Origin of the sequence: Undibacterium sp. GrIS 1.2 (assembly GCF_040544435.1) — a bacterium.
In the GTDB taxonomy this organism is placed as follows: Bacteria; Pseudomonadota; Gammaproteobacteria; order Burkholderiales; family Burkholderiaceae_D; genus Undibacterium.
This window is the reverse complement of sequence record NZ_JBEONP010000014.1, coordinates 87763-109440: the sequence shown is the minus strand read 5'-3', so window position 1 is coordinate 109440 and position 21678 is coordinate 87763. Positions and strand designations below refer to the sequence as shown.

Sequence of the window (21678 nt, the reverse complement as noted above, 5' to 3'; positions counted from 1 at the left end):
CTGATCTTATTCAATTCTCTGCCTTCAAACTCCGTACTCACTTCTTGTGTTTCACTATCTTTCTTACCTCTACTTCCCCGCCTCTCGACGGGAGCCGAACTATAGCAAACTACACCTCCCTTTGGCAAGTAGTTTCAAATACAAAGTCATTGCAACTGGTTTTAACCCTGATGCGGAGAGTAAAATGTTGGTTTGGTCTTTGCTATACAGAAGGCTCTTTATTTACCTGGAATGCCGTAAATGCTACGTTTGACTGATATACAACTCCCACTCGATCATCCTGAGTCCGCTATTAAGATAGCTATTTTGCAGCGTTTAGATATTACTGAAAGTGATCTAGTCAGTTTCACTGTCTTTCGCAGAAGCTACGATGCCCGCAAGAAATCTGCCATTGTCTTGATTTACACCATAGACGTCGAAACGACTAAAGACGCGCAATTATTGTCCCTGTTAAAGAACAAGCCCAATATCGGCATCACGCCAGACACCAGCTATCACTTTGTCACTCAAGCGAAGAGCGCCCCCGAAGTACGACCTGTTGTGATTGGATTTGGTCCTTGCGGCTTGTTTGTTGCTTTAATTTTGGCGCAGATGGGATTTCGCCCCATCGTATTAGAGCGTGGCAAAAATGTTCGTGAACGTACCAAAGATACCTGGGGTCTATGGCGCAAACGTGAGCTGCAGCCAGAATCGAATGTGCAATTTGGTGAAGGTGGTGCCGGTACTTTTTCTGATGGAAAACTCTGGAGTCAGGTCAAAGATCCCAAGCATTACGGACGTAAAGTATTAACTGAATTTGTTACTGCCGGCGCGCCGCCAGAAATCATGTATGTCAGCAAGCCGCATATCGGGACTTTTCGATTAGTGAAGATGATTGAAGAAATGCGCGCCAATATCGAGTCTCTAGGTGGCGAAATTCGCTTTGAACAAAAAGTCAGCGACATTGAAATTACAGATGGTCAGATTAACGGCGTGCATCTGGCCGATGGCTCATATATAGCGACGAATCATGTCGTCTTGGCTGTAGGACATAGCGCAAGAGACACTTTCAAAATGGTACATCAGCGTGGAATTTATGTGGAGGCGAAGCCATTCTCCGTTGGCTTTCGCATTGAACATCCGCAATCCATTATTGACAAAGCCCGCTTCGGGCCGAATGCAGGCAATAAGATTCTAGGCGCTGCCGACTATAAATTGGTACATCATGCAAGCAACGGACGCTCCGTTTATAGTTTCTGTATGTGCCCTGGCGGTACTGTGGTGGCAGCAGCATCCGAACCGGGTCATGTCGTGACCAACGGCATGAGTCAATACTCTCGCAATGAACGCAACGCCAATAGCGCCATTGTTGTGGGAATTACTCCAACTGACTACCCGGAACATCCATTAGCTGGCATTGATTTCCAACGAAAACTAGAATCTCTGGCATTCCATTTAGGGGGCGAAAATTACAATGCTCCAGGACAGTTGGTTGGTGATTTTTTAGCAAACAAACCCTCAACAGAATTAGGCAGCGTAGAACCGTCCTATAAACCGGGCATTACCTTATGTGATCTGGCCGCAGCCTTACCTGACTTTGCCATAGAGGCTATAAGAGAAGCGATCCCAGCATTCGACAAGCAAATTAGTGGCTTTGCGATGAAGGACGCAATCATCACGGGCGTTGAAACAAGAACGTCATCGCCGATCCGGATAAAACGCGATGATGTGAGTTTGCAGAGCATTAATACAAAAGGTTTATATCCCGCAGGAGAAGGCGCGGGTTATGCTGGTGGCATATTATCAGCGGCAATTGATGGCATCCGAGTCGCTGAAGCGCTAGCCCTAGATATGCAAAAACACATGCAAAAACGGATTACCTCAAACTAATCACGCAATCATCATTACGCGCAAAACGGACAGATCTAAGATTCAATCTGTCCGTTTTTTTCAAAAATTTGCTTTTGATTTGTGATCTGGCTTTCTGGTCTAACTACTAAACAATTTACTACGCAATTAAGTCTTCCATCCCCTCGCTTAGCTCAGTCAAAGTCGGCATGTCATTCAATATGGCGTTAGACGAAATGCCGAGTTTTTTCGCTACCTCGACTGGGAAAGTGGCGTCTAACTCTTCTTGCGAGTAATTATTTTCCTGCGCACGTGAACGCCAGGCGGCAATGTGGATGATCGCTGCCATTGGTTCAAAAGGTGTATGTTCTAGCGGCTCTGGGAAAGCCTTAATCACAGTCGCAAAATTATCCGGAAAGCGCCAGCGCTTTGCCAGCTCTGCACCCACGTCAGAAAAATCATATCCAAACGAAGAATGCTCAACACTCAATCTGCGAGAATCTAAAGTCCCGGCGATTTTATCAACTTGTAGCATTTGCTCAGGCATTGCTGCATGCATTACCAGTTGACCAATCGCATGCATCATCCCGACGGTAAATGCAAAATCCGAATTACCCCGAATTTGTTTTGCAAGCCACTTTGCGATCACTGCGGTATGCAAGCTATAACGCCAAAACTGCTTTAAATCCACACCTGGCATCGCCTTAAAACCACCGGTCAAACCGCTACTGACAACCAGTGTACGTACTGCCATAAAACCCAGCATCAAGACAGCATCATCCACAGTGCCTATGGTTCTTGATGAATGGTAATACGAAGAGTTTGCCAGTCGTAATAACTTTGCACTCAAGACTTGGTCAGCGGCTAATTTTTTTGCAATCTCATCAATTGATACGTCTTCATTATTAAAACTATCAATGACTTCTTGAACGACTTTAGGAATGGTAGGCAGCGCATTTTGTTGCTGGAATAGTGCGTCGAAATTCATATAGCATCTCCTTTAACGACAGTTTGGAACTGTTACAGCTCATTATTGAATTTATATGCACAAGGAAAGCGATTGCCGCCTTCAGTTGATGTGAGGATTTTATTTTGCTCTCACTATCGAAAATCATACTCCGATAAGATACCGAAAGACATTAAATTTTCTACGAGATCAAAAAAGCACGTCGCCTCTAACGGACGTATATGCAAAAAAGGCGGGCTAATAAAAATTTAGTGCACTCCGTATTTACAAAGCAGCTTGTACGAATTTGCATAAGTCCTAAAAAATCAAAGTTGTTTCTGCCAATACGCAACATCGATCCATCGCCCATGCTTAAAACCGACCTGTGCAAATTGTGCCACTTGCTTAAATCCACATTTTTTATGCAAATGCACGCTCGCCTCGTTGGGTAAAGCGATACCACCAATTGCAGTATGCACACCCTGCTTAGCTAATTGACTCAACAAGGCGCCATACAAAATCGTGCCCGCCCCTTGGCCATGCGCCTCCGGTGACAGGTAGACAGAAACCTCTGCTGAAAATCGATATGCTGAGCGCGCCCTCCATTTTGTTGCGTATGCATAACCAAGCATAGCGCCATCACGTTCCAGGATTAACCACGGAAAATTCTGTGTTACCTCAGCAATGCGATCCGACATTTCAGCCAGACCGACCTCGCTCTCTTCAAAAGAGATCGCTGTAGTCACAACATAATGGTTATAAATTCTACAAATTGCTTCAGCGTCGTCAAGACTCACGGGGCGCACATCGGACATCATCATATTCTCACTCATAAAAAAACGCCTACCTGTACCATCACAGAGAGGCGTCTTTATTGACCTCAGATCAGAAATATTTCTATCACTTCATAGAGCATTTGAACAAGTCAACATCTAGGCAATATCAATATACTCCCCCTATTTTTCATCAAAAACCTTAGATTAACTAGGTTTTACTAGGACAACTAAAAATACTTACTAGGAGTATATTAATTAACTGCTTCCAACTCGATACATAAAGACTGGAAGAGTGCTCAAACTTTTATTCGTCTTTAGCACCATCAATGCCAAGTTCTTGAATCTTCCTTGTAATCGTGTTGCGCCCTATTCCCAACCGAATTGCCGCGTCATTTTTTCTACCGTGTGTATGTTTTAGTGCCGCCTTAATCACGACGGATTCAAAACTACGACCCAACTTATCGATCACATCGGATTGGCCTTGCGTCAGCATTGCTGTCGCCTCGGCTTCCAGCAAACTCATCCAATTATCTGCCTTGTGTTGCTGCGATTCTGCACTGCTGCCAACCAAACTATTACCATTTAAAACACTGCTGCTCAAGGTATCAGCTTGGCGCAACAAAGACGATTCGCTAGTAGTGTTGGCATGCTGCATCGGGGCTGCAACATGTACGGGAACCGGTAACAAATCCTGAGGCAAGTCCGGCACCTCTACCGTTTGCCCCGGTGCCATCACGGTAATCCAATTGCACAAATTTTCTAACTGCCGCACATTACCCGGAAACTCTAATCCAGACAAAAATTGCAATGCTGGTTCTGACATCCGCTTAACTTCTACGCCAAGTTGCTTGGCGCTTTGCGCTAAGAAAAATTTAGTCAGTAGCGGAATATCTTCGCGTCGTTCGCGCAAGCTGGGTAAGCGTAAGCGAATCACGTTTAAACGGTGATATAAATCCTCGCGAAACAAGCCATCCTTGACGCGGAATTCTAAATTTTGATGCGTCGCCGCAATCACACGAACATTCGCTTTCATAGGTTGATGTCCACCGACGCGATAAAAATGACCGTCGGACAAAACCCGCAGTAACCGAGTTTGCAAATCAAAGGGCATATCGCCAATTTCATCTAAAAATAAGGTACCGCCTTCGGCTTGCTCAAAGCGTCCGCGTCGGGTCGCTTGCGCACCGGTAAATGCGCCGCGCTCGTGTCCGAATAATTCAGACTCCAATAAATCTTTAGGGATCGCGGCGGTGTTCAGCGCGATAAAAGGCTGTGCTGATCTGGGGCTGTGTTTATGCAAAGCCCGAGCGACTAATTCTTTTCCGCTACCGGATTCGCCAGTGATCAAGACTGTGACATTCGATTGAGATAAACGGCCAATCGCTCTGAAGACATCTTGCATTGCGGGCGCTTGCCCCAAAATCTCTGGCGTCTCCGAAATGGTTTGCTCTACATTCGATTCGCGCAAACTTTCATCCAAAGCGCGACGAATTAATTCAACCGCTTTGTCCAGATCAAATGGCTTGGCGAGGTATTCAAACGCGCCGCCTTGGAACGCCGCTACCGCCGAATCCAGATCCGAAAACGCGGTCATGATAATCACCGGCAGACCAGGGAATTTTGCTTTAACGACCTGCAATAACTCTAAGCCAGAAGCGCCATGCATACGGATATCGGAGACCAAAACCTGTGGCGTATCGCTTTGCAATGCAGCCATCGCATCACGCGCATTAGTAAAGCTTTTTGTCGTGAGATTTTCGCGTGCTAAGGCTTTTTCAAGCACCCAGCGAATTGAATCGTCATCGTCAACTATCCAGATTGGTTTCATATAATCGTTTTGTCCCGCATTAAAAATTAAAGCAAATTAGATAGCGGCGCTTGTGGCACCACCAACGTTCCATCCACCCGCATTAAGGCAATGGAATCAAAATCCGGAAATCCGTGCACCCAGGCCGACTTTCGCAATCAATCACGCCCATGTGTTGCTCGATAAAAGTTTGCGCTAGTGTCAGTCCCAATCCGCTACCACCGTCACGTCCCGATACCAAGGGGTAAAAAATGCGATCGATAATTTCGGCTGGAATACCTGGTCCGTTATCGATGATATGCAAATCTAATGCCAGCCTGTACCGTATCTTGGAAATAGTAATCTGGCGCACCACACGCGACTTAAATGTCAGCTCGGCATCGCCACGCTTGATGCGCTCGCTTAAAGCCTGCGCTGCGTTGTGGGCAATGTTGAGTACGGTTTGAATCAGTTGCTCCTGATCGCCGCGGAACTCAGGAATCGACAAATCATAATCACGCTTAATACTCAAGCCTTGCGGAAATTCGGCAAAAATCAAACTGCGTACTCGCTCACAAACTTCGTGAATATTCACATCGCCAACGATGTGCGGCAAACGATGCGGCGCCAGCAAGCGATCAACCAACGTCTGTAAACGATCGGCTTCTTTGATAATGACCTGGGTGTATTCGCGTAACTCTTTTAGCTGACGCTCGGGCAATTCAAGTTCTAATAATTGCGCGGCACCGCGTATGCCGCCGAGGGGATTTTTGATCTCATGGGCCAGGTTGCGAATCAATTCTTTATTCGCTCGGTTCTGGTCTTGCATACGTTCTTCGCGATCCAGCTTGAGCTGTTGTACGTTCTCGCGCAACTCGATTAATACCGGATTATCGGGATTGTCCAGTGCAGTGACAATACTGTGTACATGCAATGGATCTTTGCCCGCCCGCACCAGAGTTAAATCTTGGCGCTTGTCCCCGAACTGATGTGCGACTGCCTGATCAAATACTTCTAACAGCTCGTTACCGTTTAAAAACAAATCACTTAATTTTTGTTGATTTAAGGCCTTGAGTGAATTCTCTAGCAAACTCTCTGCCGACGCATTGGCATATAAAATATAACTATCTGCATCCAGCACAATTACGGCTGAAGTCAGCAAATCGAGTCCCGCAAAAGAGGTCATTGGTGTTTTCAAGATAATCCATAAAAAAAGGCCGCCTAGTGCGACCTTGTTAAGCAAGCATCATGCCTGAAATCTTTTTTTATTCAGACGCCAGCTCTTTATTTTAAATTGCTGAGCTCTCGTTTCAGTGCTTCGATGTTTTTTTCGGTGCGGCTAATATCATCTTTCATCATATTAGTGCGCTCTTGATACTTGGCATAATTTCGCTCATCGCCACGTCGTTCTGGCTCACCATTGTTGTAATCTTTTTTCAATGCAGCTAATTTTTGCTCTTCCGTTTTTAACTCATCTTGCAGAATTTGTTTTCGATCAGAGTCACGTGCTTTCTGAGTACTCTCATCCACCTTGGGGAAATCCGAAGGTGAGGATGCTGATTTTGACGCTGTTTTTTTTGTCCCCATAAATGCTGGCGCAGGGACGACTGTAATGCCGGGCAACTCAACTCGCTTGCAACCTTTAGTTTCGCCGGTGTTTTTGTACTCTTTATTGCCATTGGCATCGACGCACAAAAACACATCCGCATCTGCATGTGCGGACGGTGCAAAAAAAACTGCCAGTAAAGCTAGGCCACTCAATAGTCGATTCATTTTATCTATAGGTCAGTCAATAACCTCTTTAGTGTATTCCAAGCAAGCGCCCAGCACAATTACCATCTGTAAATGCTTACAATAAATTACTTAATAAACATGACATTTAAGTTATCAGCATATCGACAAAGAGGTATTTTTTAAATACTCCCTCTTATTTTTCTAATTTATAGTCGATTGTCCATACTTTATATGGACGATAAAAATATACTCATAGTAAGTATATTTAGGAAGCAAGAGAAATTTCGTCCTACTTAAGCTAAAAAGACATAAAAAAAGCGGAGAAATCTCTCCGCTTTTGACTTCGTTGCTAATTGCTTTAATTAGCTTGAATTGGCATGTACCCGATTACAAAGAGTAGTACATATCAAACTCAGCAGGATGCGTGGTCATACGCATACGCTGTACATCTTGCATTTTCAGTTCGATGTAAGCATCAATCATACTGTCGCTGAATACGCCACCGCGTGTTAAGAACTCACGGTCTTTGTCCAGCGCTTCTAATGCTTGTTCCAATGAATGGCAGACTGTTGGGATCAACGCGTCTTCTTCTGGTGGCAAATGGTACAGATCTTTAGATGCTGCTTCACCTGGATGTATCTTGTTTTGAACGCCGTCCAAACCAGCCATCAACAAGGCAGAGAATGCCAGGTATGGGTTAGCCAGTGGATCTGGGAAACGTGCTTCAACGCGACGACCTTTTGGATTCGATACGTAAGGAATACGGATAGAAGCAGAACGGTTTTTAGCAGAGTAAGCCAGTTTTACCGGTGCTTCGTAACCTGGAACTAAACGCTTGTAGGAGTTAGTACCTGGGTTAGTAATCGCATTCAAAGCGCGTGCATGCTTGATAATGCCGCCGATGTAGTACAGAGCAAAGTCAGACAAACCAGCATAGCCGTCACCAGCAAACAGGTTGGTACCTTCTTTCCATACGGATTGGTGAACGTGCATACCAGAACCATTATCGCCAACGATAGGTTTTGGCATGAAAGTCGCTGTCTTACCGTAGGTGTGCGCCACGTTCCATACAACGTATTTCAGGTTTTGTGTCCAGTCAGCGCGCTCTACCAGAGTAGAGAATTTAGTACCAATTTCGTTTTGGCCAGCGCCAGCAACTTCGTGGTGATGCACTTCAACTGGAATGCCCAAGGATTCCAGAATCAAACACATTTCAGAACGCATGTCCTGGAAGCTGTCGACTGGTGGCACTGGGAAGTAACCGCCTTTAACTGTCGGACGATGGCCAGTATTGCCGCCTTCGAGTTTTTCGCCTGTGGTCCATGATGCCTCTTCGGAATCAATCTTCACGAAGCAGCCGGACATATCGATTTTCCAGCGTACGCTGTCAAAGATGAAGAATTCTGGTTCTGGGCCAAAGTAGGCAGCATCGCCAATACCGGAGGATTTCAGATAGGCTTCAGCGCGCTTGGCGATGGAGCGTGGATCACGGTCATAACCTTTGCCATCGGTCGGCTCGATCACGTCACATTGCATGAACAATGTTGTTTCTTCCATGAACGGGTCAATGTTGGCAGTAGCAGGGTCCGGCATCAACAACATATCGGATGCTTCAATCCCTTTCCAGCCAGCGATAGACGAACCGTCAAATGCGTGACCAGATTCGAATTTATCCATACTGAACTGGGAAACTGGAACCGTGACGTGCTGTTCTTTGCCTCTTGTATCTGCAAAGCGGAAATCAACGAATTTAACTTCGTTGTCTTTCGCCATTTTCAAGACTTCTGCGGCTGTCATTGCCATGTGAAACTCCTCAAATAAAGCTAAAAATAAATTCGGAAAATGCTGAGCTATCTGCCAACTATCGACCAACCATCGACTGAATAACGGTTAACTTAGTTCGGCTAACTTACTACCGCTAAATTCTTGCCGCTAAATTCCTACCGATCAACTATCAATCAACTAAGCCAATTCTTAACTGACACCTTGAAATGGTGCATTCTTATTTGTGTCTATCATTGCGTTGTTATTCTACAAGAAGCCGCGCCAGAAAAACGACAGCAACCTAAACACACTAAAACACGCTACAACAGATAAAAACCTTCTGCACCAAGTCAATAATGCAACTCGCAAACGATAATAGCAGAATCCGTGCCACCATTTAGGGAAAGAAATTGCGACCACTGAAGATGCTAAATCTTTGTTTTTTCTAAAAATTTTCTGACAACATGATCAAACAAGACATATTCATCCAACAAATTTTGCACCAAATTAAAACATAAAATCATAAGCGCACCAAATTAACGCTTTTTATAAAAAATACTTAAAATTGCACCCGCATAAAGCATGATCAGAATTTATTACTCTGCTCAGTTAACATAGCGTTCATTCTCAAACCAGCAGTACATAATCTGGTTTAGTACATCCATTGTTGAAGTTGAACGATTTACACCAAGGCTCAATATCATGACAAGCACAACTCTTACATTACTCACGTCAGCCCGCCAACGCGGACAAGAACAAAGTCTGCCGTACGCAGGAGCGGTCACTCCGGAAGAGGCTTTTGCGCTGTTAGAAAGCGATATCAACGTCTTACTGGTTGATGTGCGCACCAATGCAGAAAGAGACTGGATTGGTCGCGTTAAACTATCCGATGCTCAGCACCATGCCGTGCAATGGAGTACCTACCCGGGCGGCAATCCCAATCCTGACTTTTTGACTGAATTAACCAAGGTAACGGCAGACAAAAATACCACTATCCTGTTCCTATGCAGGTCCGGCGTACGCTCACGCCATGCCGCAAAACTCGCCACTGAAAACGGTTACATAGCGTGCTTTGATATTTTGGAGGGATTTGAAGGTGATAAAGACAGCGAAGGTCATCGCAAAACGCTGGGCGGCTGGTGCCAGAGAGGTTTGCCTTGGTTGGGTGCCTGAGTATTTAGCCCCAGATTGATCACAATCTGTAGGTCACAATCTGTAAATCACCATATGGCGCCATCAAATTCGCTACTTCTCTGACTGCAGCAGATCGACCGCAATCTCGCTGGTGTCCTTCAAAGTTTGCAGCACAATATTCGAACGGATATCTAAGACGCCCGTGGTCTTATACAGTCGCTCCAGCACAAACGAGGAATAGTGTTTGAGATTACGGGCTTTTACCCGCAATAGATAATTAGCATCGCCCGTGATGATGTAAGAGCCGACAACTTCGGGCCAGCTTTGTAAAGCAAGCGTGAAATTTTCATGCCATTGCTCTACATCGCGGCGCATGGTGACCTGCACAAAGGCATCCACCTCCAGACCAAGCGCGGTCGGATTGAGGACGGCGCTGTAATGTTGGATGATGCCGCTTTCTTCCAGCAATCGTACCCGACGCAGGCAAGAAGATGGCGATAAAAACACCTTGTCAGCCAGCTCCTGATTGCTGATGCGTCCGTCGATTTGCAGGTAGTGCAAAATTTTAATATCCGTTGCATCTAGCTGCATTTTGACTATCTCCGTACATTCCATCATTAATTGAGTATTTTTTCGCAGTTTATTCTACATAAGCTGGTTTAACCACCTCAATTTGCAAGAACAATTTTTTCATTTGGGAATAAACTTACTGGCATATTTTTCTCTGATGGAGACATCGATGTCAGCTTCTGATCACCAAAAACCGCAACAAAAAAATCCGCAAATTTGGGATATCTCCCCTGCACTGCAAAGCGGTATGCCCGTATGGCCAGGCGACACGGCTTACAAGGCAGAGTCCACCTGGCAAATTGAAGCCGGCTGTCCGGTCAAAGTCAGTAAGATCAGCATGTCCACTCACACGGGTGCGCATTGCGATGCGCCTTCACATTACGATGCGGCTGGCAAAGCGATTGATCAAGTTGATTTGACGACGTATATCGGTGCTTGTCGCGTCATCCATTGCATTGGCCGTCAGCGAGTAGAGCCTGAACATATCGCGGCGCAACTGGCGGGTACTCCGCCGCGGGTTTTATTACGTACTTACTTTGCCGCACCGCAGACTGAATGGGATGATCATTTTCCTTATATTGCACCCGCCACCATAGATCTGTTGGCAAGCCACGGCGTGCGTCTGATTGGGATTGATACGCCCTCGCTCGATCCACAGGATTCAAAAACGATGGATTGCCACTTGACTGTGAAAAAGCATCAGATGGCGATCTTAGAAGGCATCGTGCTGGATGCGGTCAGCGCGGGCGATTATGAGCTGATTGCTCTGCCACTCAAACTGGCGGGACTGGATGCGAGTCCAGTTCGTGCAATTCTTCGTTCGCTCTAAATAGCTACAAAAATAAGCCCTCGTCAAAATCATCGTCCGCTCAATTTTTAACCATACTCATTTTAAATCGCCATGACCACACTCCACCGCCAGCATTGCCTCGACCTCGATGTACAAGATCCTCTTGCCACTTTGCGCGAAGAATTTGATTTGCCCAAGGACGTGATTTACCTCGACGGTAACTCACTCGGTGCAATGCCAAAAGCATCACTGACCCGAGCGCAAGAAGTGATCCGTCAGGAATGGGGTAATGATCTGATCAAGAGTTGGAATAAAGCAGGTTGGTTTGATTTGCCATCTCGTCTGGGTGACATGCTGGCGCCACTGATTGGTGCCGCGCCGGAAGAAGTGGTGGTGACGGATTCGACCTCGATCAATTTATTTAAAGCGCTAGCGGCGGCTTTGCATCTTCAGGCCAGCAATCCTGCTACAGCCGATCGTAAAGTCATCGTGACCGAACGTAGCAACTTCCCGACTGATATCTATATGGCGGAGGGCATTACCCGCTGGCTGGATCGTGGTTATCAAATCAAACTGGTAGACACACCAGACCAATTGGCGGCGGCGATCGACCAGACTACCGCGGTCGTGATGCTGACTCATGCGAATTACCGCAGTGGCTATTTACATGACATGGTCGCAGTGACTGCGCACGCGCATACACAAGGAGCTTTAATGCTATGGGATCTGGCACATTCAGCCGGTGCGGTGCAAGTGGAATTAAACCAGGCGCAAGCGGATTTTGCCGTGGGATGTACTTATAAATATTTAAACGGCGGGCCAGGTGCTCCGGCATTTATCTGGGTGGCAGCACGCCACCAAACGGCATTTTCTCATCCTTTGTCCGGCTGGTGGGGTCATGCAACACCATTTGAAATGGCACCGTCGTTTGTTGGCACACCAGGCATTCGTCGGGCGCTGTGTGGTACACAGCCGATTGTCTCTTTGGCGATGGTGGAATCAGGTCTGGCAGTATTTAGCAAAACCTCGATGGCTGCGATCCGTGCAAAATCCTTAGCACTGACTGAGCTATTTATTCAATTGGTCGAATCACGTTGCGCCAATCAATCCCTGGAACTCGTCACACCGCGCGATCAGGCGCGGCGCGGCAGCCATGTCAGTTTTACACATCCACATGGTTATGCGGTAATGCAGGCGCTGATCGCGCGCGGCATCATTGGCGACTACCGCGAGCCTGCCATCATGCGCTTTGGTTTTACCCCGCTGTATACCAGTTTTGTCGATGTGTGGGATGCCGTCGAAGGTCTTCGCGATATTCTCGAATCCCAAGCCTATGAGTTAAATGCAGAACGTCATGCGGTGACTTAAGCAATCCGATATCAAGCTAAAAACGCCTCCTCAATTACTAAATAAAACACTCATTATGACTAGCGACATCGACAACGACAGCACAGAACAAGCTCCCGGCGGCGCCAGCGAGAATGCCGGAAAATGCCCGGTCTCATGGCATGGCGCCAAAATGGATTTTAAAAATGATATGAGCTATGGCGACTATCTGGGTCTGAATCAAATCCTGTCAGCACAACATCCCCGCTCACCCAACCATAACGAAATGCTGTTCATCATCCAGCATCAAACCAGCGAACTATGGATCAAGCTAATGCTGCATGAACTGCACGCGGTGCGTGCGCAATTGCGTGCTGGCGACTTACCACCGGCATTTAAAATGCTCTCGCGGGTTGCTCGCATCATGGACCAACTAGTGCACGCATGGGATGTCTTGGCAACCATGACGCCGAGCGAATACACTGCGATCCGGCCATATTTGGGCAACTCATCTGGCTTCCAGTCACATCAATACCGTGAGCTGGAATTTTTACTCGGGAATAAAAACGCTAGCCTGCTTAGCGTGCATGAAACCAATACTGAAGCACATACCAGCTTGTCCGATGCGTTGCATGCGCCCTCGATCTATGACGAAGCCATCATGCTCATGGCACGCCAGGGATTTGCCATTGATGCAGCACGTTTAGCGCAAGACTGGACGCTTAATGTCGAGCCAAACGAGTCCGTCAAAACCGCCTGGTTACAGGTGTACCAGCAGCCAGAGCAACATTGGGTACTGTACGAACTAGCAGAAAAATTAGTCGATATGGAAACCGCTTTCCGCATCTGGCGCTTCCGCCACGTGACTACGGTGGAGCGGATTATCGGCTTTAAAGTCGGCACCGGCGGCACAGCAGGCGTCAGCTATCTGCGCAAAATGCTCGACGTGGTGTTGTTCCCAGAGCTATTTTCACTCCGCACGGCTTTGTAAAATCACAGGCAAGCTTATCAAGTCACCAAGCAAGTAAATAATATACTCCTATCCAGTAAATTTAATTGTCCATATAAAGTCTGGACAATACGACTATTTTATAAAAATAGTGGGGGAGTATATGATTTTACGCCTCAAAAACGACGGTATATGAAGGTACAAAAAGCCAAGTCATTAAAAATATTCTGACGAATATTGTTTAACATGTTTTTTTGCTCACATTTTGATTTATTATTTGTTAACAATGTTTAACAGTCCAGAGCGGCAATCATCATGTGAACACGGATTCGTTTTCCGCATCCGACTTAACTGAATTAGCGCTGCTCTGCCCCGTCGCTTTCCAGCAACTGAGAAAGCACAATTCCTTAAGGTGAGGCCGCAGATGCCAGATCCCTCGCAAGTCACTCAGATCAGTAGCACGGCGACAGGCGTGGCAGAATCACCGCCTGAAGATACCGCTTCTACCTCTCCACCACAGCGTCCCCAAACGCCGTTGTTACCGCAACGCGGCTGGTTTGGATTACGCGAAAAATTGTTGATGCTAGTGATCGGAGTCGCCATCGGCTGCCTGTTTGTGGCAATGGCGACTTGCTACTTTGTTAGCCAACGCTCGATGGAACTGGTGATCGAATCACATCTGGCGTCGGTGGCACGTTTGCATGCGCAACGGATAGACGAATTCAACGCATTTCTGCGCACGCAAGTGCGCCTGATCAGCACCAGAACTCAGTTGAGTAAATCGGTCAGCAATTACATCGATCAACGCAATCCCGACGCATTGGACTTGACCAAGCAAATGCTGGAAGACGCCAAACGGTCTGCGTCCTCATTAGATAACGTATTGGTATATGGGCTGGATGGCAAACTGATCGCATCGATTTCTGCCATCAGCCAAGAATCGCAACAGCTAGATACCCGTACCCGGGACGCCCTGCTGACCAGCCAACAAGTTACCAGTAGCATCATGGGGTCAGATGGCAAGCGGCTAATGCGTGCAGGCGGCCCTTTGATGGATGGACAACGCGCTATTGGTATTCTGGTTGTGCTGAATAGTCTGGAACCTTTGCGTGCGATGTCGAGTAGTAGCGCAGGCTGGATATCCGAGGAACTGATCATCACCGAAGCTGACAGCGAAGGACGTGTGCGACCGCTGACACCGCTGCGTTTTGCGATGCTGGATGATGTCCCGGTCGCCGAATTAACACGAATTAAAAATCCCTACTCTGGCACATCAGAAGAACATCATCTGCTGGCAGGCAAAGATTATCGTGGTGTGTCGGTACTGGCTTATACGCAAACATTGACTCAGCCAAACTGGACCGTGATGGTCAAAATTGATCAGGAAGATGCATACAAACCTATCTACGATCAGCGCAATCTATGGCTAGCCTCGATCTTGGTGATATTGGTCATTGTGGCGCTAATTGCAGTCTGGCTATCCAGCCATTTCAGCCTGCCTATCATGCGTCTGGCTGAGGTTGCCGTGATGATCGCCAGCGGCGACATCAAGCGCCGCATGAACCATCAATCAAGAGATGAACTAGGCATGCTGTCTTATGCCGTCAATCGCATGGCCGACGAACTGGTCGACGTGAGTGAAGAATTAGAAACTCAATTACGCCTACAGCATGACAAAGCAGACCGTCTCAATGAACAATTAATCCACGCCAATAACGAGTTGCACTGGTTATCGCGTACCGATGCCCTCACCCGCTTATTTAATCGCCGTACGTTAGAAGAAACCTTAGAAAGTGAATGGCTGCGCGCCATCCGCAACCATCATTCGATGGCAGCGATTATGATCGATATCGATTTTTTTAAACTGATCAACGACGTATCAGGACATGCCAACGGTGACGAATGTCTGCGTCGTTTTGCGGGCGTATTAAAAGAGACCGCACAACGCAGCGGCGACTTTGTCGCCCGCTACGGCGGTGAAGAATTTGTAGTGCTAGTGGTCGATGCCGATCTGGATCAGGCACTGGCATTTGCAGAACGAATTCAGGCACGATTGGCAGAAGAAGCGATTCCGCATCCCTCCTCTATCTTAGGACCGGTGATCACCGTTAGTATCGGCATTGCTGCTTGCTTCCCAAACAAAGACGGAGCGCCACGTGAACTGATGTCGCTGGCAGATCAGGCTTTGTATCTGGCAAAATCAAGGGGCCGCAACAGAATAGAAAGTCTAGTAAAAACCGAACCAAAATAAAACAGGCGACAAGAACATTGCCTTGTCGCCTGTTTTTAATCGCGGCTTTTAACTGCGTTTTTTATTACTTTTTTATGGTGCTTGCTAATTAAAATTACTGATTAAAATTGTTGATTAAGCTGATATAGCAAAGCACGCCATATCAGCCGCAATCAACAGAGATATTCAATATTAAAACGCCGCAATACCAGTCTGGGCACGACCCAAAATCAAAGCATGAATATCGTGTGTACCTTCGTAAGTATTCACCACTTCCAGATTCACCAGATGGCGTGCCACGCCAAACTCATCCGAGATACCGTTGCCACCCAACATATCACGTGCCATACGAGCGATATCTAATGATTTTCCGCAAGAATTACGCTTCATGATCGAGGTAATTTCTACCGAAGCAATGCCCTCATCCTTCATGCGCCCCAAACGTAAGCAACCTTGCAAGGCCATCGTGATTTCAGTTTGCATGTCAGCCAATTTTTTCTGAATCAATTGATTCGCAGCCAGCGGGCGACCAAATTGCATACGATCCATCGTGTATTGACGCGCGGTGTGCCAGCAAAATTCTGCCGCACCCAGAGCACCCCAGGCAATACCATAGCGCGCAGAATTCAGGCAGGTGAACGGACCTTTTAAACCCTCGACATTCGGCATCAGATTTTCTTCAGGGACAAATACATTGTCCATCACGATTTCACCGGTAATCGAGGCACGCAAACCCACCTTGCCGTGGATCGCCGGTGCGGATAAACCCTTCCAGCCTTTTTCCAAAATAAAGCCGCGGATACGACCATCATCGGTCTTCGCCCACACTACAAATACATCGGCGATCGGGCTATTGCTGATCCACATTTTGGCACCGCTCAGCGCATATCCACCAGGGACAGTTTTCGCCCGCGTGACCATGCTGCCAGGGTCAGAACCGTGATCAGGCTCAGTCAAACCAAAACAACCAATCCACTCACCTGTTGCCAGCTTAGGCAAATATTTCTGCTTCTGCGCCTCACTACCAAATTCATTAATCGGCACCATCACCAGCGAGCTTTGCACACTCATCATCGAGCGATAACCAGAGTCAATACGCTCTACCTCGCGTGCCACCAGACCATAACAAACATAGTTAAGACCAGCACCGCCGTATTCTGTAGGGATGGTCGAACCGAGCAAACCCAGTTCACCCATTTCACGAAAAATTGCCGGGTCTGTTTTCTCATTACGGAAAGCGTCCAATACCCGAGGTGCCAGCTTCTCCTGACAATACACACGTGCAGCCTCTTGCACCATGCGCTCGTCATCAGTCAACTGCGATGACAACAATAAAGGATCGTCCCAATGAAATGATGCTTTTGCCATTTGTCTCTCTCTGTAATTAATATAAAAATGTCAGGCGAGTATTTTAATACTTTAGTTATACCTGTATTTATTTCTTGCAGAAATTTCTATTTTGCCAATTTCTTACGACAAGTTTAATCCGATAGTGATCACGCTGCGCTTTTGAGTTTGAAGCTAGTTTGATCCTGGTCATAACGCCGTAATACTTCAGCCGTAAGATAACTATATCTGCTGTACGTGCAACCGATATGCCCGATGGCAGCCAGGTGCGCCTTGCCCGATTAGGACAAGGTCAGCACCGCGCCCAATTCTATGCCAGCGCATCAACGCGACGGCAATCAATCATCCCAAACTATTTACTGTATTTCTGAGATAAAAAATAATATCTCGGAATTTGAGCTTATTAAAGTATGCCAATGAGCTTGGATGGCAAATAGGTGATTGACAGACAACGCGTGATTGTTTGCGCCACGGAACCAGATATTTTTTGATTTGGGAATAATGCAGTATGGCTTTGGTCCCTCCGACTGGAATCGAACCAGTATCCCACGCTTAGGAGGCATGTGCACTATCCATTGTGCTACGGAGAGACGCTAATCGAGCTGGAGTATTACTTGCTCTTTGGAAGAAGCCGCATCTTACCTGAGCGGGGCTGAACAATCAATTCGGCTGTTTTTAGAGATGCGCTTTCTCTATGAGGTCACGCACTCAAGTACAATACTGCCTTTATTCATCCAATTGCAGCAGATTACCGTCAATTTCGGTCGTGTTTAAGGAAATTGTCTCATCTGCAAACGCTCTAATCAGTTCATCTTTTTGTTCACCAGGTAATTATGGCAGTCATTTCTCTCAGCAATGCCCAATTGGCATTCGGTCACGTCGCCCTGCTCGATCATGCAGAATTTTCTATTGAGACCGCAGAACGCGTCGGTCTGATCGGTCGCAACGGCACAGGCAAATCATCTTTGCTCAAGATTATTGCGGGCACGTCCAAATTGGATGATGGCTTACTCGTCATGCAGCAAGGCATCAAGATCGCGTATGTCGAACAAGAGCCACAATTTTCGCCTGACATCAGAGTCTTTGATGCGGTGGCATCCGGTATGGGCGAGATGGCTGCGCTTTTGCAAGAATATGAAGAGCTGACCGGTCAGTTTGGTGGCGACAATGATGATGCCTTAATGGAGCGCATGCATGACATCCAGATCAAACTGGATGCGGCAGATGCATGGAGTCTGACTAACAAGGTTGAAACTACCTTAGACAAACTTAATCTCAGCGCAGATGCGATCATGAGTACGCTTTCTGGCGGGATGAAAAAACGTGTCGCGCTAGCATGCGCCTTGGTCAGTGCGCCCGATGTGTTGCTGCTGGATGAACCGACCAACCATTTGGATTTCTCGTCTATTCAATGGTTAGAAGCTTTATTGCGCGATTTTAAAGGTAGCGTGCTGTTTATTACCCATGATCGTAGCTTCCTGGATAACGTCACGACACGGATTATTGAATTAGATCGCGGCAAAATCACTTCTTACCCCGGCAACTTCACGACGTATCAAACGCGTAAAGAAGAACAGTTGGAAAATGAGGAAGTTGAGAATGCCAAGTTCGACAAATTTTTAGCGCAAGAAGAAGTCTGGATACGTAAAGGCGTCAAGGCACGCCGCGTACGTGACGAAGGTCGTGTCAAACGTCTAGAAAATCTGCGTGCGCAACGTAGCGTGCGCCGGGATCAGCAAGGTCAGGTCAAACTGGATGTCACTACTGGCGAACGTTCAGGCAAGATCGTGGCGGAACTGGAAAACGTCTGCAAATCATTTGGCGAAAAAGTCATCGTTACCGATTTCTCCAGCATCATCATGCGCGGCGATAAGATTGGTTTGATTGGTCCAAATGGCGCGGGTAAAACAAGCCTGCTGAAATTAATTCTTGGACAAGATGAGCCAGACAGCGGCACCATCAAACAAGGTAGCAAATTACAAATCGCCTATTTTGATCAGATGCGTGCTCAGTTGGATGATGAAATGAGCTTGGCAGAGACTATTTCTCCGGGTAGTGATTTTGTCGAAATCAATGGCCAGCGCAAACACGTGATGTCGTACTTGGGCGACTTTTTGTTTGCCCCAGAACGCGCTCGCTCTCCGGTGAAGTCATTGTCTGGTGGCGAACGTAATCGCTTGCTGTTAGCCCGTTTGTTTGCCAAGCCAGCCAACGTTTTGGTGCTGGATGAGCCAACTAATGATCTGGATATTGATACCTTAGAATTGCTGGAAGAACTATTGGAAGACTACGATGGCACGGTATTCTTGGTCAGCCATGATAGAACCTTCCTGGATAATGTCGTCACACAAGTGATCGTGGCGGAGGGCGATGGACAATGGGGTGAATTTATCGGTGGCTACAGCGACTGGGAGCGTTATCGCAATAGCGTGCCCGTCACAAAAAAAGTGAAGAATACGTCGCCGTCAGAAGTTAAAACAGAAGCGAAAGTAGCACTCGCAGCCAAAAAGAAACTCAGCTACAAAGAGCAAAAAGAATTAGATGAATTGCCAGCCTACATCGCAAAACTGGAAGCAGAACAAGAAGCGATTACTGAAACTTTGGCTGATAGCGATTTCTACAAAAATAATTCGTCAGATGAAGTCAAAAAGCTGAATGATCGTTTTGCCGAGATTGATGAAATCTTGCTAGTCGCAATTGATAAATGGGATAGATTGGGTAGCTAATCCGCTACATTGATCTGAATTACATCAAATCAACTAGTGGCTATGCTTAGTCACTGTCACTTAGTAAGTACTACTTAACAATTCTCGCTTAACAAGTATCACCTAACGTCGTTCCAGAAAAAACTGGAGCGACGTTTTTACATGCGCTTTTATATACGCTACTACATGCGTTAATACATGCGTTAACACCTGCACATATTTATGGTTCAGCGCTCGCTTTTACGAAAATCTTTCAGGCGAAATCCCATTACAAATAAAGAAGCAAAGTACGTCACCATGCAGGTCAAAATAATACCCAGCAAAATAGCAAAACGGATCCACCCGTTGCTACGCAAAGCAATCCAGTCAAACTGATTTGCGGACAAAACTGCAACGATACCCATTAACACCAGTGCCACGAGTAATTTCACCAAAAAAAGTAGCCATCCTTTTTCTGGCACATAAATACCCCGACGCCGCAAGCCCATATACAACAAGGTCGCATTCATCCAGGCACCCAAGCCTATTGATAACGCCAAGCCAGCGTGCTGTATGTAGGGCACAAATAGCAAGTTCATCAGCTGGGTAGAAATCATCACGATCACCGCAATTTTCATCGGCGTGCGAATATTTTGTTTCGCATAAAATCCCGGCGCCAAAATTTTAACCACGATCAATCCCGTCAATCCTATGCCATATGCCGCCACCGCCTGCGCGGTCATGTGCACAGCTTCGGCACCAAATTTGCCATGGTTAAACAAAGTCGCTGTGAGGGGAACAGGTAAAGTTGCCAGCGCTACTGCGGCAGGCATCGCCAGCAAACAGGTCAAGCGCAGACCCCAATCTAACAAAGAAGAATATTCATGTGTATCCGCATCAAAATTCGCCTTAGACAAACTGGGCAATAAAACCGTACCTAATGCAACGCCAAGTAAAGCAGTCGGAAACTCCATCAACCGATCTGCCGATGCCAACCAAGACATGCTGCCATCCCGCAAATGCGATGCCCAGGTCGAATTAATCAAAACACTGATCTGGGATACAGAGACCGCCAACACAGCGGGACCCATTTGCCGCAAGATACGACGCACACCAGGGTCGCGCAAACCAAACAAAGGATTCAAATGAAAGCGTGGCAACATCCCAATCCTTACCAGGGAGGGTACTTGTATCGCCAGCTGCATTACACCGCCGACAAATACCGCAATTGCTAAAGCATAAATCGGCTGCGCTAATAAAGGTGCCAGATACAATGAACCTAGAATCGATGACACGTTCAATAGCACTGGAGTAAAAGCTGGGATTTTAAATTCGCGCCACGTATTTAAAATCCCGCTCGCTAATGCCACTAAGGACATAAACCCAATGTAAGGGAACATGATGCGCGTCATCATCACCGTGACATTAAATTTAACAGGATTGTCAGCAAATCCTGATGCAAACAAATAGACTAAAATTGGCGCTCCGACCACGCCAATGATGCAAGTCAAAAGCAATGCCCACGTCAAGACAGTTGCGACATCATCCACCAACTCTTTAGTCGCCTCATCCCCTTTTTGATTCTTATATTCGGCCAAAATTGGTACAAAGGCTTGCGAGAACGCACCCTCAGCAAATAAGCGCCTGAAAAAATTAGGAATACGAAACGCAGCGTTGTAAGCGTCAGTCAAAGCATCTGCACCAAAAGCACTATTAATCAGTACCTCACGAAGCAAGCCAGTGATCCGCGATAGCATGGTTATGCCACTAATAGTGGCGAGCGTTTTGAGTAAGTTCATGGAGCGGCATTATAAC

The 21678-nt window shown here is 46.7% G+C and carries 16 protein-coding genes and 1 tRNA gene; 7 read left to right on the top strand and 10 right to left on the bottom strand.

All coding sequences use genetic code 11. The annotated features are described in order from the left end of the window. Window positions 1–240 precede the first annotated feature (240 nt). A complete protein-coding gene (locus AAKU61_RS08425; RefSeq protein WP_354331292.1) occupies window positions 241–1869 on the top strand; it encodes an NAD(P)/FAD-dependent oxidoreductase in 1629 nt (542 codons plus the stop codon). Between the two features lie 118 nt (window positions 1870–1987). Here AAKU61_RS08425 and AAKU61_RS08420 read toward each other — a convergent pair whose 3' ends face one another. The 6 genes from AAKU61_RS08420 to glnA all read right to left on the bottom strand — a co-directional run bounded on the left by AAKU61_RS08420 (window position 1988) and on the right by glnA (window position 8872). Further along, complete coding sequence (locus AAKU61_RS08420; protein WP_354331290.1) at window positions 1988–2815, bottom strand: HDOD domain-containing protein; 828 nt, start codon at window positions 2813–2815, stop codon at window positions 1988–1990. Window positions 2816–3099: 284 nt separating this feature from the next. Next, window positions 3100–3606, bottom strand: a complete 507-nt coding sequence (locus AAKU61_RS08415) for an arsinothricin resistance N-acetyltransferase ArsN1 family B (protein WP_354331288.1) — start codon at window positions 3604–3606, stop codon at window positions 3100–3102. Window positions 3607–3853: 247 nt separating this feature from the next. Beyond that, window positions 3854–5377, bottom strand: coding sequence for a nitrogen regulation protein NR(I) (gene ntrC, locus AAKU61_RS08410; protein WP_354331286.1), 1524 nt, complete (start codon window positions 5375–5377; stop codon window positions 3854–3856). Between the two features lie 82 nt (window positions 5378–5459). Beyond that, a complete protein-coding gene (gene glnL / locus AAKU61_RS08405; protein ID WP_416200141.1) occupies window positions 5460–6521 on the bottom strand; it encodes a nitrogen regulation protein NR(II) in 1062 nt (353 codons plus the stop codon). A gap of 98 nt (window positions 6522–6619) precedes the next feature. Then, a complete protein-coding gene (locus AAKU61_RS08400) occupies window positions 6620–7108 on the bottom strand; it encodes a DUF4124 domain-containing protein (protein ID WP_322121511.1) in 489 nt (162 codons plus the stop codon). Between the two features lie 348 nt (window positions 7109–7456). Further along, window positions 7457–8872 (bottom strand): type I glutamate--ammonia ligase, encoded by a 1416-nt coding sequence (glnA, locus tag AAKU61_RS08395; protein WP_322121510.1) that lies wholly within the window; start codon window positions 8870–8872, stop codon window positions 7457–7459. Window positions 8873–9535: 663 nt separating this feature from the next. On the opposite strand from glnA, the gene AAKU61_RS08390 reads away from it, so the two are divergent. Continuing rightward, window positions 9536–10006, top strand: a complete 471-nt coding sequence (locus AAKU61_RS08390) for a rhodanese-like domain-containing protein (protein WP_354331283.1) — start codon at window positions 9536–9538, stop codon at window positions 10004–10006. Window positions 10007–10078: 72 nt separating this feature from the next. Here the strand turns inward: AAKU61_RS08390 and AAKU61_RS08385 are convergent, their stop codons facing one another. Further along, on the bottom strand, window positions 10079–10558 hold the full coding sequence (locus AAKU61_RS08385) for an Lrp/AsnC family transcriptional regulator (RefSeq protein ID WP_354331282.1): 480 nt from the start codon (window positions 10556–10558) through the stop codon (window positions 10079–10081). Window positions 10559–10706: 148 nt separating this feature from the next. Between AAKU61_RS08385 and kynB the strand changes: the two genes are divergently transcribed. From kynB to AAKU61_RS08365, 4 genes are all read left to right on the top strand, one after another. Next, window positions 10707–11366, top strand: a complete 660-nt coding sequence (gene kynB, locus AAKU61_RS08380; protein WP_354331280.1) for an arylformamidase — start codon at window positions 10707–10709, stop codon at window positions 11364–11366. Between the two features lie 72 nt (window positions 11367–11438). After that, on the top strand, window positions 11439–12695 hold the full coding sequence (kynU, locus tag AAKU61_RS08375) for a kynureninase (protein WP_354331278.1): 1257 nt from the start codon (window positions 11439–11441) through the stop codon (window positions 12693–12695). A 151-nt stretch (window positions 12696–12846) separates the two neighbouring features. Beyond that, window positions 12847–13644, top strand: a complete 798-nt coding sequence (gene kynA / locus AAKU61_RS08370; RefSeq protein ID WP_354331299.1) for a tryptophan 2,3-dioxygenase — start codon at window positions 12847–12849, stop codon at window positions 13642–13644. A gap of 382 nt (window positions 13645–14026) precedes the next feature. After that, window positions 14027–15853: a sensor domain-containing diguanylate cyclase gene (locus tag AAKU61_RS08365; RefSeq protein WP_354331276.1), complete on the top strand. Its 1827-nt coding sequence runs from the start codon at window positions 14027–14029 to the stop codon at window positions 15851–15853. A gap of 171 nt (window positions 15854–16024) precedes the next feature. Here AAKU61_RS08365 and AAKU61_RS08360 read toward each other — a convergent pair whose 3' ends face one another. Continuing rightward, on the bottom strand, window positions 16025–17200 hold the full coding sequence (locus AAKU61_RS08360; protein ID WP_322121505.1) for an acyl-CoA dehydrogenase: 1176 nt from the start codon (window positions 17198–17200) through the stop codon (window positions 16025–16027). 494 nt (window positions 17201–17694) lie between these two features. After that, window positions 17695–17769 (bottom strand) — tRNA-Arg (locus AAKU61_RS08355). 243 nt (window positions 17770–18012) lie between these two features. On the opposite strand from AAKU61_RS08355, the gene abc-f reads away from it, so the two are divergent. Beyond that, window positions 18013–19905 (top strand): ribosomal protection-like ABC-F family protein, encoded by a 1893-nt coding sequence (gene abc-f / locus AAKU61_RS08350; protein WP_354331274.1) that lies wholly within the window; start codon window positions 18013–18015, stop codon window positions 19903–19905. A 206-nt stretch (window positions 19906–20111) separates the two neighbouring features. On the opposite strand, the gene murJ is transcribed toward abc-f, so the two are convergent. After that, a complete protein-coding gene (murJ, locus tag AAKU61_RS08345) occupies window positions 20112–21662 on the bottom strand; it encodes a murein biosynthesis integral membrane protein MurJ (protein WP_354331272.1) in 1551 nt (516 codons plus the stop codon). Between the last annotated feature and the right edge of the window lie 16 nt (window positions 21663–21678).